Below are 14,492 nucleotides of genomic sequence, written 5' to 3'. Positions count from 1 at the left end.
GACATGGAATTGCTCACCCATGACATGGCCGCCCTGTTTGCCCAGCTGGGGCTGGCCAGTGACGACATCAGCCAGCAGCGTTTTATCCGCGACCATCCCATCGATCGCCATACCCAGTTGCCCGACGCGCCGTTCTGGACTCCTTCCCAGGCAGGCTTTCTGCGCGATGCCCTCAGCCACGACGCCGACTGGGCGGAAGCCATCGACCAGCTGGATGTGATGCTGCGCCAGGGGACCTGATCCCCGCACTCCCGGCGGCCAGCGTTGGGTAGACGCGGAGCCGCCAATCCCCTCCCTCTCGCCACCCACGCCCTTCGCTCCGCTTTCCTGATGGACAGGCTTTGATTAAGCTCTGTGCCACTATCCACCCGCAGCAAGACGGCCGTGCAGGAGCCAAGATGTCAGCCCAAGAGATCATCCAGATAGCCAACGAACTCAGTGCCAGGGGGATCACCCCCTCTACCGCCATGGTCAAGGCCCGCCTCAGCCATCCCGTGCCCATGGCCGAGCTGCTCAAGGTGCTGAGCCAGTGGAAGCAGCAACCCCAGCCCGCGTCGACAGCGCCCGCCCCCGCCATTGTCCCCGAGGCGTCCCCCTTGGCCACGGAAAGCGTCACTCTTCAGCAACTGAGCGAGCAGCTCGCCCGGCTGGAGCAGAAGGTCGATCGCCTCACCGATCTGCTGCTCAACCAGAAGCCGGATTGACCCATCGCCATGTATATCCTCGAACTCACCTTTGAGTGCTACCGCGATACCTCCCTCGGGGAGGCCGAACGGGCCATCGTCCACTACCTCGACATGCTGCGCTATCAGGGGCAGATCCTGGGGCGGGAGTTTCCCACCAGCATGCACGAAGGCTATTTCGTCAGCCGGGTGGTCTGCCCGGAGCAGGACAGCCTGCACCCTGACAACCAGAGCGAGCTGGTCGCCCTTGCCGAGCAAGGTCTGCACCAGGCGGGCCTGCTCGCCCCCAAACTCCACCTGCAAGGGGCGGATCTGCTCTCGGACAGCACGGACCCGTGCGCAGAGCAGGGGGAGCGTCCCAGTTGGATGCTGCTCTACACCAGCTTCCTGCACAGTTGCTCTCCCCTGCGCTGCGGCGACCACTTCGCCCCCATCCCGCTCTATCGGCTGCCCGCCGTCGCCAACGGTGACCACAAGCAGATCATCAAGTGGCAGGAAGATTGGGAAGCCTGCGATCAGTTGCAGATGAACGGCTCCATCGCCGAACACGCCGCCCTGCACGAAATCGGCGAGGTGGGCAGCCGCCTTCATCGCCGGGGCAGCGATCTCGCCAGACGGCTGGAGGTCCTGAGCGGCATCCCCACCTATTACTATCTCTACCGGGTAGGTGGCCTGAGCGCTACCGAAGAGCGGGCTCGCCCCTGCCCTGGCTGTGGTGGCCCATGGGCGCTGGCCGCCCCCCTGCACGAGATCTTCGACTTCAGGTGCGAGCCTTGCAGGCTGGTGTCCAACCTCTCCTGGGACTTCAAGGAGTAGGTGCCCACCGCGCACAATGGCGCATTAAAAAGAGAGGGCCTTGCCAGGTGGCAAGGCCCTCTCTTTTGGGGCATCACTGGGGCAAGGTTTCCAGTCGCGCCAGAAAGGCCGGCAACGAGGGAGCCAGCGTCAGGCGCCGCCCGGAGTCCAGCCACTCCAGCCACACCTGGCCGCTCTCGTTATCGAGGGACACCAGCGTCATCTCGTTGCGGGTCGTGGCAATGAAGAGTGAAGGGGATCGCTTCAACTTGCGCAGCATCAGCAGGTGGCCGATGAGGTTCTCCTTGAGCAGATCCAGATCGGCGTCGTTCCACGGCAGGATGAGTTCGATGCGCAGCCCCTTGAAAGAGCAGGGCAGAGGGCGGCTGAACCAGTGGCCAAACAGGGCGATGGCGCTGGGATGCAGGGTCAGCTCCAGGGCGTTCGCCATGGCCGTGAAGTCGGCTGCCTGCTCCCGCTGGAACGGACGCCAGGCGACCCGCCCCTCCCTGGGTTCATCCAGCTCGCAAGGAGAGCGCCAGTCGGCCTCCCAGTCACACAGGGGCAGCCCCCGCCTTCCTTCGCCATCGCGCTGCCAGCGTAAAAAGAACTGCTCCAGGGCAGACAGGACTTGATCCGACATCGATATTCCCCACAATAGCGGCCTCTGATGGCCGCAAGTACCTGATCGAAAAATCGGGCCATTGCACCATCAAACCCTTTATCAGACAAGCGTGAGCAAACCAGCATGAGCAAACAAGAGAGATACGCCGGCGCCAGTGCGCTGCAAGGCCTGAGCCTGGGGCAGCAGTCAGCCTACATCAGCCAGTACACCCCGAGTCTGCTGCAGCCCGTGCCACGCAGCCTGAACCGCGACGATCTTGGCCTGAGAGGTGAACTGCCGTTCCAGGGTTGCGACGTCTGGACCCTGTATGAACTCTCCTGGCTCAATGCCAAAGGCAAGCCCGTGGTTGCCATCGGGGAGGTCTTTGTGCCTGCTACCAGCCCGAATCTCATCGAGTCCAAGTCGTTCAAGCTTTACCTGAACTCCTTCAACCAGACCCGCTGCGACTCCCTGGAGGCAGTGCAAGCGCTGTTGGTTCAGGATCTGAGTGGCTGCGCTGGTGCCCCGGTGAGCGTCACCCTCTTCACCCTCGACCAGGCCCCCCACCAGATAGCCCAGCTGCCCGGTGAGTGCATCGACAGCCTGGATATCGAGGTGGATGGCTACGAGTTTGACGCGACCCTGCTGCAAGGGGCCGCCGGTCGCGAGATCGTGGAGGAGACCCTGCACAGCCACCTGCTCAAGTCCAACTGCCTGGTGACCAGCCAGCCGGACTGGGGATCCGTGGTGATCCACTATCGCGGCCCGCGTCTCGACTGGGAGAAGCTGTTGCGCTACCTCATCTCGTTCCGCCAGCACAACGAGTTCCACGAGCAGTGCATCGAGCGCATCTTTACCGATCTCAAGCACTTCTGCGCCCCGGAACAACTGACCGTCCATGCCCGTTACACCCGCCGCGGCGGCCTGGACATCAACCCCTTCCGCAGCGACTGGGAGCCAGTTCCGGCGAACCTGCGCCTCATTCGCCAGTAATCACCGGCGCCGCCATCCTGCGGGCTGCGGCCCGCTGCGCATCACCTCAGTAAACTCTGGACGGGCGGGGGTGGGCTTGGATAACATGCCTGCACCTCCGTGCCGTTCTTAATCCAATGAATCAACTGTTTTTTCTGGCAATGATGATGTCCTCCCTGTCGGCTCCTGATCTGGATCTGGCCAAGGAGCAGTTGTCCATCGACCTGCAGCAGGCCCAGACCCTGGTGCTGACCGATCCCGCCAGATGTGCCCAGATTGCCACCTCCTTCCTCGAACGCACGGCCAACAATCCCAAGCAGATCATCAGCAACCGTCAGGAGTACGGCTATCGCGAGCCGATGCTGAACTACGGTACCGCCACCCAGACCACGGGCGCCTATCTGCTCAAGGGGGAGTGTCTGCAGCAGCTAGGGCAGTTCGCACCGGCACAGGAGTCCTTTGAGCAGGGCATCGCCATGGCCGAGAAAGAGCAGCAGTTCGAGCTGCAGGCCCATGGGCTCTATCTGCTGGTTCGAAGCCGCAACCTGCAACAGCATACCCATGGCGCCGCGGCCCCCCTGCTCGACAAACTCGACAAACTGCTGGCCAATCCCGACCTCAAGGAGAGCCAGTTGCAGGTCTACAGCCGCTTGCTGCGCGTCAACGCCAGCATAGAGGAGCGGCAATTCGATCTCGCCAAACAGCAGCTGGCCGATACCCGCAAATGGGCGGATCACGCCAAACAGCCTCTGGCCAGGGCCTGGACCAGCGCCGTGGGCGGGGATCTCTATCAGGCTCTGGGTCAGCCCCAGCTTGCACTGGGGGAGTACATCGAAGCACAACAGCAAGCCAAGCCCCTGCAGGATCCCCTCTTCCTCGGCCTGCTCTCGAACCAGATGGTCAGCCTCTATCAGGAAGAGCAGGAGCCACAAAAAGCGCTGCAATACGCCAGCGAGGCGGCCAACTATTTTCATGCTCTCGGCAATCCTTCCATGCTGAGCGACGCCCTGATCGTGCTCGCCCGCCTCAACCGCGATCAGGGCGAGATGAACATGGCGCTGGTCTATTTCTTCAATGCCCTCGACCTGCTGGATGAGAGCAGCAACCGCACCCGCATCGCCCACCTCAAGTTCGAGATAGGCAAGACCTACCTGCAGACCGGCAATCTCAACCTGGCGCGAAACTACCTGAACGCCGCACGCCAGTCCCATGAGCTGGGGGATGACAAGGAGTCGCTCATCGACACCCTGCTGTTGCTGGGAGAGCTGCACCTCAAGCAGCAGGAGGCGGGCATCGCCATCCTGCAGTTGGAGAACGCTCTCACCCTGGCCAACCGGATTGGGGACATCCGGCGCCAATTCGAGATCTTCCGCCTGCTCTCCGTCGCCTATGAGCAGAAGGGTTACCTCCAGCAGGCCCTGGAGAGCTACAAGAATTACCACCAGCGCAGCGAACTGGTTCGCCAGCAACAACTAGCGCTGGAGCAGGAGGCAGTGCGCGACAACTACGCCCAGGTGGAGCGGGTGCAACAGGTCAAGGAGCTGGAACAGCAACTCGACGCCAGCCAGCACCAGCAGGAGCGATACCTCTGGACCAGCGTCAGCACCGGGCTGCTGCTGGCACTCTTCATCTATCTGTTCTTCACCCTCTGGCTGAAACTGCGGGTCGCACGCCTTCATGCCAAACAGCTGGGAGAGGCCCTGCTGGTAGAGCCGCGCAGCGGCCTAGCCAACTGGCAGCGACTGATGAGCCGCTGGCCACGGGAGATGGCCAAGCGCCAGCAGAAATCCGAGCGCTGGTACCTGAGCGAACGCCCCACCAGCGAATTTGACGACAAGCTGCACTACCTGCTGTTCCGGGTTCCCTTCCTGATCAACAGCCTGGAGCAACACGGCTATCAGGTCAGCCGCGAGATAGAGCAGGCCTTCGGCCGCTACGTCAACGAACTGACCCCGCAGGATGGCCGCATCTACGACCTGCGCGAAGGCCACCTGCTCTATGTGGTGCCCCAGCGTCACGTGGCCCAGTTACATCAGCTGGCCCAGACCCTGCTCGACACCCTGGCAGCCTTCCCCTGCGAGCACCCGCTGGACAGGCGCATCAGCCTCGGCATCGTCAGTCATCCCTTCCTGCCCAAGGCGGCCATGGCCCTCGATCACCACGGCCTGTTCGATCTCTGCTACCTGGCCCTCTCGGGTGCCATTCAGCTCAGCGAAAAATGCCAGCAGAGCGTCTGGCTTGAGCTGGCTGCCATCGATTGCCAGCAGGCCGCATTTTTTAACGGAGATGTGTGGCAATGCTGCTTGATGGCAATTGACAAGGGACTGGTAAAAGTAAATTCTTCTCATGAAAAGCAATGGGTTAACTGGCTTGCGCTTTCACGGACGAAGGTTGCGGACAATCCGTGACAAAAAGGTACTCAACGGGGTCTTTGATTGGCTTTCTGTTGCTGGACGAAACAAAAACGATAATGACAACAGGGCGACCTGAAGAATGAATGATATGGCTGCCGTAACAGGACAACTGGCAAGACTCAGGGAATCCCTCCAGCAGAAACAGCAGGAGCTTGACGGCATGGCGAGCTTCTCCGATGCCGAACGCACCCGCAGTATCCAGTTCATCGGCAAGCTGATGCAAGCCTGTCGTGGCCACGATCGCGAGCTCGACAACCGGCTCGCCAAGCTCAAGCAGAAACTTGAAGGCAACCCTCCGCTCACCTCCATCGATGCCGATCTGATCGCCATCGAGAAGCTGTTGCAGCAGCACAGCCACACCATGGAAGAGTCCATCAGCCTGACCCGGGCAGCCATTGATCTCGGCAGCAAACAGCTCAAAACCATCAAAGGGTTTCCGGAAGATACCCGCCGCGCCCTCAAGGAGTTTCTCGCCAGCCCGGAGAGTTACGGCATCGGCGATCACCAGAAGAAGGTGATCCGGCTGCTGGAGTTCTACCAGCAGGCGATCAAGATCCAGCTGCTGCCGCGCAAGCCGCTGATCCCCCCTTCGGCGGAGATCCCCACCGAGCTCTCCAGCCCGGCCCCTACCGACTCCTTTGACGTCAAGGCACATGCCCAAATTTCAGACGAGTTGCAGCGTCTCATCACCGAGCTCGACTTTGCCGGCGCCGTGGGCGAGAGCCTCGCAGACATCCGCCGCCAGTTGCTCGGGGGCATCACCCCTGCCCTGCTGGCCGAAGTCTGCCTGCAGATCATCGAACTCATCATCGAGGGTACCCGGGAAGAGCGCAAAGCCTCCCAGGCGTTTCTCAGCACCCTGAACGAGAGCCTCTCCTCGGTCCATTACAGCTTTACCGAATCCCTGGATGAAGGGCGGGCGCTGCAAAATGCCGCCCATCTCAGCGGACAGGCGCTGGAGCGGGAACTCGCCGCCATCGATCGCGCCATGGCAGCCCATGACTCGCCACAAATACTCAGGGGCGCCATTTCTGGGCATCTGGACACCATCCGCCGGCTGCAGCAGGAGCGGGAGGAGATGGCCAACCGCGAGCGCCACCTGCTCACCCACCTCTCCAACATGGAAGCCAAGCTCAGGTTGATGAAGGACGAGACCGCCGAGTACAAGAAGCGGCTCACCATCCAGAAACACAAGCTCTTCCTCGACAGCCTGACCCAGGTACACAACCGGGCGGCCCTGGACGAGCGGCTCGAGCTCGAATACAAACGCTGGCTACGCTATGGCACCCCCCTGTGCCTGGCCATCATCGACATCGACCACTTCAAGCACATCAATGACAACTACGGCCACATGGCCGGCGACAAGGCATTGAAGGTGGTTGCCAAGGCCCTGCAGAACGCCTTGCGCGACACCGACTTCATCGCCCGCTTTGGCGGTGAGGAGTTCGTGGTCCTGCTGCCGAACATCAATCCGGACAAGTACCAGAAGCCGCTGGAGAACCTGCGTCAGACCATCAAGAGCATCCCGTTCCGCTTTCGCGATGCCAGGGTCGAGATCACCATCTCCATCGGTGCCACTCTGTTTCGGACCGGCGACCATACCACGGATGCGTTCGAGCGCGCCGACAAGGCGCTCTACAGTTCCAAGCACTCCGGCCGGGATCAGGTCAATCTCGCCTGAATCCGCTTTGAGGGGCGGCTAAAAAAGCGGCAAACGCACAGTCCCCCTATTCCCCTGCCCACCCCCTTGCCTCTACTATCGAACCCGAGGGATGCCAAAGCATCCCGTTTTCTCCCCAGGGAAAGCACAACGATAACAAGCGAGTGAAAGGGGAAATTATGATTACACACATCAATCCCGTGGGCAGCATGGACCTGCTGTCCCAGCTCGAGGTGGATCGCCTCAAGCAGACGGCCTCCAGCGATATCTATCAACTGTTTCGCAACTGCTCGCTGGCGGTCCTCAACTCCGGCAGCCATACCGACAGTTCCAAAGAGATACTGGAACGTTTCAAATCCTTCGATATTCACGTGATCCGGCGCGAGCGCGGGGTCAAGCTCGAGCTGTTCAACGCCCCCGAGCACGCCTTCGTCGACGGCGAGATCATCCGCGGCATCCAGGAGCACCTGTTCTCCGTGCTGCGGGACATTCTCTATGTGTCGACCCAGCTCGAGTCCAATCGTCTGGTCAACCTGACCAGCTCCACCCATATCTCCAATGTGGTGTTCGCCATCCTGCGCAACGCCAAGGCGATCCTGCCCGGCGCCGATCCCAACCTGGTGGTCTGCTGGGGCGGCCACTCCATCAACGAGGTGGAATACCAGTACACCCGGGCGGTGGGTAGCGAGCTGGGTCTGCGCGAGCTCAACATCTGTACCGGCTGCGGTCCGGGTGCCATGGAGGGCCCCATGAAAGGGGCCGCCGTCGGCCACGCCAAGCAGCGGGTGCGCAACGGCCGTTACATCGGTCTCACCGAGCCTTCCATCATCGCCGCCGAACCGCCGAACCCCATCGTCAACGAGCTGGTGATCCTGCCGGACATCGAGAAGCGGCTGGAAGCCTTCGTGCGTCTGGGTCACGGCATCATCATCTTCCCGGGCGGGGTCGGCACTGCCGAGGAGCTGCTCTACCTGCTCGGCATCATGATGCACCCGGCCAACGATCGCCAACCCATCCCCATCGTGCTGACCGGCCCGAAAGAGAGCGCCGACTACTTCCGCGCCATCGACGACTTCGTCAAGGCGACCCTGGGGGAAGCCGCCACCAGTCTCTACCGGATCATCATCGGCGATGCGCCCGAGGTGGCCCGCGTGATGAAGGAGGCGATGCCGAAGATCCGCGAATACCGCAAGTCGGTGGGAGATGCCTACTCCTTCAACTGGTCCCTGCGGATCGAGCCCGAGTTCCAGCTGCCGTTCGAGCCGGATCACGCCAGCATGGCCAGCCTGGATCTGCATCGCAACCAGCCGCCCCAGCTGCTGGCAGCCAACCTGCGCCGCGCCTTCTCAGGCATCGTCGCAGGCAACGTCAAGGAAGGGGGCATCAGGGCCATCGAGAAGAAGGGTCCCTTCAAGCTGCACGGCGACAAGGAGCTGATGCACCTGATGGACAGGTTGCTGGAAAGCTTCGTCAAGCAGCAGCGCATGAAGCTGCCGGGCAGCCAGTACGTTCCCTGCTACGAGATAGTCAAATAGTCGGGACATCACAATGCACCGCACCGGAGGGGCCCATGGGCCCCTCTTTCATTGACTGGTCTTCTACGGGGTTAGCAGGAGACGCCACCATTGTTACAATGGCAATCCCCGACGCCCGGAGTGCCCCATGCCACACCTGCTCATCATCGATGCCCTCAACCTCATCCGCCGACTGCACGCGGTGCAGAGCCAGCAGGGACTGACCCCGGCTCAGGCCCTGCTCGCCACCCGTGCCAACCTCATCAACACCTGCAAGAAGCTCCTGGCGGCCAGCGAGCCGACCCACGCCATCGCGGTCTTTGACGGTGAGGTCCACAGCTGGCGCAAGACGCTCTATCCCCCCTACAAGGAGGGCCGCACCCCCATGCCGGATGAGCTGAGAGAAGGGCTTGCCGACCTGCAGGACGCCTTCTGGGAGTGCGGTGTGGATGCCCTGCTCTCCCAGACCGACGAGGCGGACGATCTCATCGCCACCCTGGCAAGCGGCATTGCCCAGCACGGCGCCAGCGCCACCATCATCTCCACCGACAAGGGGTTCTGCCAGCTCATCTGCCCGCAGATCCGGGTGCGGGATTACTTCAACAAACGCTGGCTGGATGCCGCCTTCGTCCAGCAGCAGTACGGCGTTACACCGACCCAGCTTGTGGACTTCTGGGCCCTGACCGGTATCGGCGGCTCCAACATCAAGGGGGTGCCCGGCATCGGCCCCAAGACCGCCACCCAGTTGCTGCAGCAATACGGGGACCTGGCTGCCATGCTGGAGGCCTGTGAGCGGGAGGATGCCACCAGACCCCTGCTCAAGCTGCGCCAGCACCGGGAAGAGGCCCTGCTGGCCCAACGCCTGGTCCGGCTGCAGCACGATATCCCGCTCGGGTTCAACCTGCGGGAGATCCGCTACCCTCCCGTCCCTGATGCCGGGGCGTGATCCCCAGCACACCATTTCCCAGGACAGGCCGTACCTGTTGACATAAATGGGTAAAATGTAAAGAAACATGGAGGATGTGGTGCAAAAATGGTATAAAGCCGACGAATCCTCCCCCTCTGTTCCCTAGAAGTGGATACGCCTCATGTCAAAAAGAAAGATTACCGTCATCCCGGGCGACGGCATCGGCCCCAGCATCATCGAATCCGCCATCCAGATCCTGACCCACGCGGGTTGTGACTTCGACTACGAATACGCAGACGCCGGTCTGGTAGCCCTGGAAAAACATGGCGAACTGCTGCCCCAGGCCACCCTCGACCTGATCGAGAAGAACAAGGTCAGCCTGAAAGGCCCGCTCACCACTCCGGTCGGCGGCGGCTTCACCTCCATCAACGTCTCCCTGCGCAAGAAGTTCAATCTCTACGCCAACGTGCGCCCCGTCCTCTCCTTCAAGGGCACCAAGAGCCGTTACGACAACATCGACATCATCACGGTGCGCGAGAACACCGAAGGCATGTACTCCGGTGCCGGCCAGAAGCGCAGCGATGACAACCAGAGCGCCGAGGCGATGAGCATCATCACCCGGGAAGGGGCCGAGCGCATCGTCACCTTCGCCTTCGAGCTGGCGCGCCAGGAAGGACGCAAGAAGGTCACCATCATCCACAAGGCCAACATCCTCAAGTCCACCTCCGGCCTGTTCCTGGAAGTGGCCCGTCAGGTCGCGGCCCGCTACCCGGACATCCAGAACGAGGAGATGATCGTCGACGCCGCCTGCATGAACCTGGTGATGTACCCGGAGCGCTTCGATGTGATGGTCACCACCAACCTGTTCGGCGACATTCTCTCGGATCTCTGTGCCGGTCTGGTGGGGGGGCTGGGCATGGCGCCGGGCGCCAACATCGGTGAAGGGGCCGCCATCTTCGAAGCGGTGCACGGCTCTGCGCCGGACATCGCCGGCAAGAACATCGCCAACCCCACCTCGGTGATCCTCGCCTCCATCCAGATGCTGGAGTATCTCGGCATGCAGGACAAGGCGGAGCGCATTCGCGAGGCCGTGCGGGCGACCATCGAGTCCGGTGATCGGGTGACCCGTGACCTGGGGGGCACAGCGTCCACCAGCGAATTCACCCAGGCCATCATCGACCGTCTATAAATAGAATCCAACCATATGATTTTAAAAGGGAGCTTCGGCTCCCTTTGTTTTATGCCAACGCCTCCCTACCTCCCTCGCCAGATGAATACTATGTTGATATGAGGGATAAGGAGATCCACCATGCGTGCTACTTTCATCTTGCTGATTGTCAGCAGCAGTGCCCCGGCATTAGACAGGCCAGTCGACAATGCCTGGTTGACGCCGCCTCCCCAGCACGAGGCGCCAGCCAAGCAGACCTGGCAATCCACCCTGGATACCAACGATCTGCTCAAACAGCCCAAGCCGCTCTCTCTGGGGGTGGATATCACCACCGACAGCAACGGCAATCGGCAGGTCACCCCCTATCAGAAGCTGAACCTCACGGCAGAGAAGAGCGTCAGCCTCTCCTTCGAAAAGCAAAAGCCCAGGATCAAGTTCAACGCTGGCGGCATCAACACCTCGGTCAAGCTTCGCGGGGATGGCGTCAAGATGCAGTTCAACCCCAGTGACAAGACCATTCCCCTGCAAATTGAGCTGAAGATCACCGACGACGAGTCCATGATGCGTCTGGACTACCGATTCTGATGACCCAGACACAAAAAAACCGGACGTCGCCGTCCGGTTTTTTCATGCCCTGTTCCCGATGCTGCTTCAGGACTTGGGTGCCAGCTTGGAGACCCAGAACTTGTTGTAGACGTGCACCGTGATCTCTTCGCGATCGTGATAGAGCTGTTTGGCCTGAATGATGAAGCCGCTGTCGATCTCGGCCAGCAGTCCGCGCAGCACCTCGATGTTGTGCACCGCCTCGGCGTAGCGCTTCTTCATCGGCAGCTTGAGGTTGAACATGGCTTCCTGACAGTCGTTCTCCCTGAACCAGTCGGCCACCATGTGTGTCACTCGCGCCGGCTTGTCCACCATGTCGCACACCAGCCAGTAGGTATTCTTCTTGCTCGGCCGCCACACGAAACCATCGTCACGGATGTGCTTCACCTGGCCTGTGTCCATCAGGGATTGTGCCATCATGCCGTTGTCCACCGCCGTCACCATCATGCCGCGACGCACCAGCTGATAGGTCCAGCCACCCGGGCAGGCGCCAAGATCCACGGCCTTCAGTCCGGAGCACAGGCGCAAGTCCCACTCTTCCTTCGGCACGAAGACGTAGAACGCCTCTTCCAGCTTGAGGCTGGAGCGGCTCGGGGCATCGGCCGGGAAGCGCAGGCGCGGGATCCCCATGTGGAAGGCAGAGTTGTTGAAGGAGTAGGAGTACCCCAGCATCAGGTGGTCATTGGCCAGGAAGAATGCGTGGAACACGGGACGGTTCGGGGTCTCCTTCTTGGTCAGGATCTCGTTGCTGCGCAGCGCCTGGCGAAGCGGCACGGTGAACTTGCGGCAGAAGGCGGAGAGCTCCTTCGCCTCGTTGGTGTCGGCCGTCTCCACCCGCAGATCTCCGCAGATGGCGTAGCCACTCGCCGCCTCCAGGATGGGAGAGACTCGATCGCTTATTTCCAGATCTTTCAGCTCGTGGGTCACCACCAGCATCTGGCGAATGAAGATGAGCTCGCGGAACGGCAGCTTGCGCGCCAGCAGATCGGCCTGCTCCTCGTCATACAACTCGAAGATCACATAGCCGCTGTCGTCCTTGACCCGGGCAAAGCCGTAGCACTGCATGTTGCCGGCACGCTCGGTGATCTCTGCCGCCGCCTCTTTCTCAAAACCCGGGCGGCAATAAAGCAGCAGATTATTCATTCTTTCCTCCAAGACGACAGCCGGCCCACATCAGAGCCGCCCATCCCAACATAAAACAGAGGCCACCGGCCGGGGTGATGAGCCCCAGCCCCTTGCTGCCAAGCAGCACCATGGCGTAAATACTGCCGGAGAATCCCAGGATCCCCAGCACAAAGACGGCGCCCGCGAAGGTGATCACCTTGCCGCGCACGCCGCACAACCCCAGCACCAGCAGGGCCAGGGCGTGGAAAAACTGGTATTGCACGGCGGTGTTGAACGCCGCCAGCAACGAAGGGGCGATGCCGGTCGCCGCCAGCCCATGAGCGCCGTAGGCCCCGAGCATGGTGGCCGTCAGGCCGAAGAAACCCGCCAGCACCAGCCAATGTCGTTGGATCTGCATCTTCTCTCCTTGCACGCTTCTTCTCTCGACCCGCTCGAGATGGTCAGGAGCGCCCCACCGCCGCGATAAAACCCTTGATCCGCTCCGCGGCCAGGCGCAGGTTCTCCTGCTCGCTCATGCCGCTCGCCTTTCTCGGTTTGAAACCATGATCCCCGTCGGTCAGCCAGTGGACCGATACGGCGGGTGAGAAGGGGAAATCGGCCAGCTCTGCGCGGGAACCGAAGGTATCGCGCTCCCCCTGCAGCAGCAGTGTGGGCGTCGTGATCTGCTTGAGCACCTCGCCCCGCCATGCGTCGGGCTTGGCCGGGGGGTGGAAAGGATACCCGAGAACGATCAATCCTGCAGCATCCATCTCGTCGCCCCCCTCGCAAAACAGCTCGGCCGCCATCCTCCCCCCCATGGACTTGCCCGCCAGAAACAGCCGGGGATGGGCAAACTGGCGCACCATCTCGCGCCAGTGAGCCAGCAGCACGGGTTGTCTGTCCGGCGGCCTGCGTTTGCCGTCCTGAGCCCGTTTGGTCATGTAGGGGAAGTTGAAGCGCACCACCTCGATCTCCGGCCCCGCCAGCAGTCGCGACAACTCGGCCAGGAAGCTGTGCTCCATGCCCGCCCCCGCGCCGTGGGCCAGCAGAATGCGAACGGGGGCGTCACTCGCCCCCTCTCTTGTCAGGTCAGTCACCAGGTCAACTCCTCAGGCATCGGCAAGGCGGGCACGCCTGCGGGCCTCTTCCTGCTCCACCAGTTCCAGCATCCAGTCACGGAAGGCCACTATCTTGCCCTGATCGGACTGCTGCTCCTGACACACCAGATAGAAAGCGTTCTTGCTCACCAGCACCTGCTCGAACGGGCAGATGAGACGACCCGCCTCGATCTCCGGCTGGGCCAGCACACTGTGGCCGAGCGCCACCCCCTGACCGTGGATCGCCGCCTGGATCACCATGGTGGAGTGGCTGAAGATGGGCCCCTGATTGACATTGGGGGCATCGATATCGAGCTGGCGGAACCAGGCCTTCCAGTCGCGCCGGGAGGTGTCGTGCAGCAAGGTGTGGCGGGTCAGATCGTCCGGGGTGCGCAGGGGCTTGGGGCCGGTCAGCAACAGGGGCGAGCAGACCGGGATCAGATATTCGGTGTGCAGCTTGTCCGAACGAAGACCCGGCCAGTTGCCGCGGCCGTAGTAGATGGCCACGTCCACGTCGTCGGTCAGCGACCCCTCGTCCATGTCCACCGCCTTGATCCGCACATCGATGTCCGGGTGGCGTTCGCTGAACTTGACCAGGCGGGGCACCAGCCACTGGATGGCGAAGCTCGGCTGCAGGGAGACGGTGAGCGCCCCCTTGGCGCTGCGGGCCAGCAGCTTGTCGGTCGCCTCGGAGATGGAGGCGAAGATGTCCTTGATGTCGAGGAAGTAGCTCTGCCCCTCCTCGGTCAGTAGCAGGGAGCGATTCTTGCGGCGAAACAGCTTGATGCCGAGATACTCCTCCAGCGCCTTGATCTGGTGGCTGATGGCTGCCTGGGTCACGAACAGCTCTTCTGCTGCGCGGGTAAAGCTCAAGTGACGAGCCGCGGCTTCAAACGCTTTCAGTGCATTGAGCGGAGGTAAACGACGAGACATGGAATCGGCCGACGATGAATTTTTCTAATGGGGCGCAT

The 14,492-nt window shown here is 61.7% G+C and carries 15 protein-coding genes; 10 read left to right on the top strand and 5 right to left on the bottom strand.

Annotated features, from left to right (window positions below; all coding sequences use genetic code 11):
* Positions 1-3: 3 nt before the first annotated feature.
* The 3 genes from AB5Y80_RS00910 (at position 4) to AB5Y80_RS00900 (ending at position 1,499) form a co-directional block, all read left to right on the top strand.
* On the top strand, positions 4-240 hold the full coding sequence (locus AB5Y80_RS00910; RefSeq protein WP_039039420.1) for a DUF2789 domain-containing protein: 237 nt from the start codon (positions 4-6) through the stop codon (positions 238-240).
* Positions 241-398: 158 nt separating this feature from the next.
* Entirely contained in the window at positions 399-704 is a 306-nt protein-coding gene (locus tag AB5Y80_RS00905; protein WP_069785579.1) for a DNA-binding protein, read from the top strand.
* A gap of 9 nt (positions 705-713) precedes the next feature.
* Positions 714-1,499: a Zn-ribbon-containing protein gene (locus AB5Y80_RS00900; protein WP_042864266.1), complete on the top strand. Its 786-nt coding sequence runs from the start codon at positions 714-716 to the stop codon at positions 1,497-1,499.
* Between the two features lie 73 nt (positions 1,500-1,572).
* Here AB5Y80_RS00900 and syd read toward each other — a convergent pair whose 3' ends face one another.
* Positions 1,573-2,121 (bottom strand): SecY-interacting protein, encoded by a 549-nt coding sequence (syd, locus tag AB5Y80_RS00895; RefSeq protein ID WP_010673386.1) that lies wholly within the window; start codon positions 2,119-2,121, stop codon positions 1,573-1,575.
* 105 nt (positions 2,122-2,226) lie between these two features.
* Between syd and queF the strand changes: the two genes are divergently transcribed.
* From queF to AB5Y80_RS00860, 7 genes are all read left to right on the top strand, one after another.
* A complete protein-coding gene (gene queF / locus AB5Y80_RS00890; RefSeq protein ID WP_368172416.1) occupies positions 2,227-3,075 on the top strand; it encodes an NADPH-dependent 7-cyano-7-deazaguanine reductase QueF in 849 nt (282 codons plus the stop codon).
* 116 nt (positions 3,076-3,191) lie between these two features.
* On the top strand, positions 3,192-5,462 hold the full coding sequence (locus AB5Y80_RS00885; RefSeq protein WP_368172415.1) for a hypothetical protein: 2,271 nt from the start codon (positions 3,192-3,194) through the stop codon (positions 5,460-5,462).
* An 85-nt stretch (positions 5,463-5,547) separates the two neighbouring features.
* A complete protein-coding gene (locus tag AB5Y80_RS00880; RefSeq protein ID WP_039040701.1) occupies positions 5,548-7,149 on the top strand; it encodes a diguanylate cyclase in 1,602 nt (533 codons plus the stop codon).
* Between the two features lie 158 nt (positions 7,150-7,307).
* Positions 7,308-8,663: a nucleotide 5'-monophosphate nucleosidase PpnN gene (ppnN, locus tag AB5Y80_RS00875; protein ID WP_010673382.1), complete on the top strand. Its 1,356-nt coding sequence runs from the start codon at positions 7,308-7,310 to the stop codon at positions 8,661-8,663.
* 127 nt (positions 8,664-8,790) lie between these two features.
* Positions 8,791-9,588: a flap endonuclease Xni gene (gene xni / locus AB5Y80_RS00870; RefSeq protein ID WP_368172414.1), complete on the top strand. Its 798-nt coding sequence runs from the start codon at positions 8,791-8,793 to the stop codon at positions 9,586-9,588.
* 142 nt (positions 9,589-9,730) lie between these two features.
* Positions 9,731-10,738: an isocitrate dehydrogenase gene (locus AB5Y80_RS00865; protein WP_010673380.1), complete on the top strand. Its 1,008-nt coding sequence runs from the start codon at positions 9,731-9,733 to the stop codon at positions 10,736-10,738.
* A 120-nt stretch (positions 10,739-10,858) separates the two neighbouring features.
* Positions 10,859-11,302: a hypothetical protein gene (locus AB5Y80_RS00860; RefSeq protein WP_103260657.1), complete on the top strand. Its 444-nt coding sequence runs from the start codon at positions 10,859-10,861 to the stop codon at positions 11,300-11,302.
* A gap of 66 nt (positions 11,303-11,368) precedes the next feature.
* Here AB5Y80_RS00860 and rlmM read toward each other — a convergent pair whose 3' ends face one another.
* Genes rlmM through AB5Y80_RS00840 form a run of 4 tightly spaced genes read right to left on the bottom strand, consistent with a single transcriptional unit; the run spans position 11,369 to position 14,454 of the window.
* Entirely contained in the window at positions 11,369-12,463 is a 1,095-nt protein-coding gene (gene rlmM / locus AB5Y80_RS00855) for a 23S rRNA (cytidine(2498)-2'-O)-methyltransferase RlmM (RefSeq protein ID WP_041211280.1), read from the bottom strand.
* Positions 12,456-12,842: a DUF423 domain-containing protein gene (locus AB5Y80_RS00850; RefSeq protein WP_010673377.1), complete on the bottom strand. Its 387-nt coding sequence runs from the start codon at positions 12,840-12,842 to the stop codon at positions 12,456-12,458. Before AB5Y80_RS00850 ends, rlmM begins: the two co-directional genes overlap by 8 nt.
* Positions 12,843-12,885: 43 nt before the next feature.
* Complete coding sequence (locus AB5Y80_RS00845; protein WP_042015876.1) at positions 12,886-13,521, bottom strand: alpha/beta fold hydrolase; 636 nt, start codon at positions 13,519-13,521, stop codon at positions 12,886-12,888.
* A gap of 12 nt (positions 13,522-13,533) precedes the next feature.
* Complete coding sequence (locus tag AB5Y80_RS00840; protein ID WP_029313926.1) at positions 13,534-14,454, bottom strand: transcriptional regulator GcvA; 921 nt, start codon at positions 14,452-14,454, stop codon at positions 13,534-13,536.
* Positions 14,455-14,492 lie beyond the last annotated feature (38 nt).

The sequence above is a fragment of the Aeromonas sp. R2-1 genome (genome assembly GCF_040908425.1).
GTDB lineage: Bacteria > Pseudomonadota > Gammaproteobacteria > Enterobacterales > Aeromonadaceae > Aeromonas > Aeromonas caviae.
Note: the sequence above shows the minus strand (reverse complement) of the source record. Positions and strands in the feature narration are given on the sequence as shown.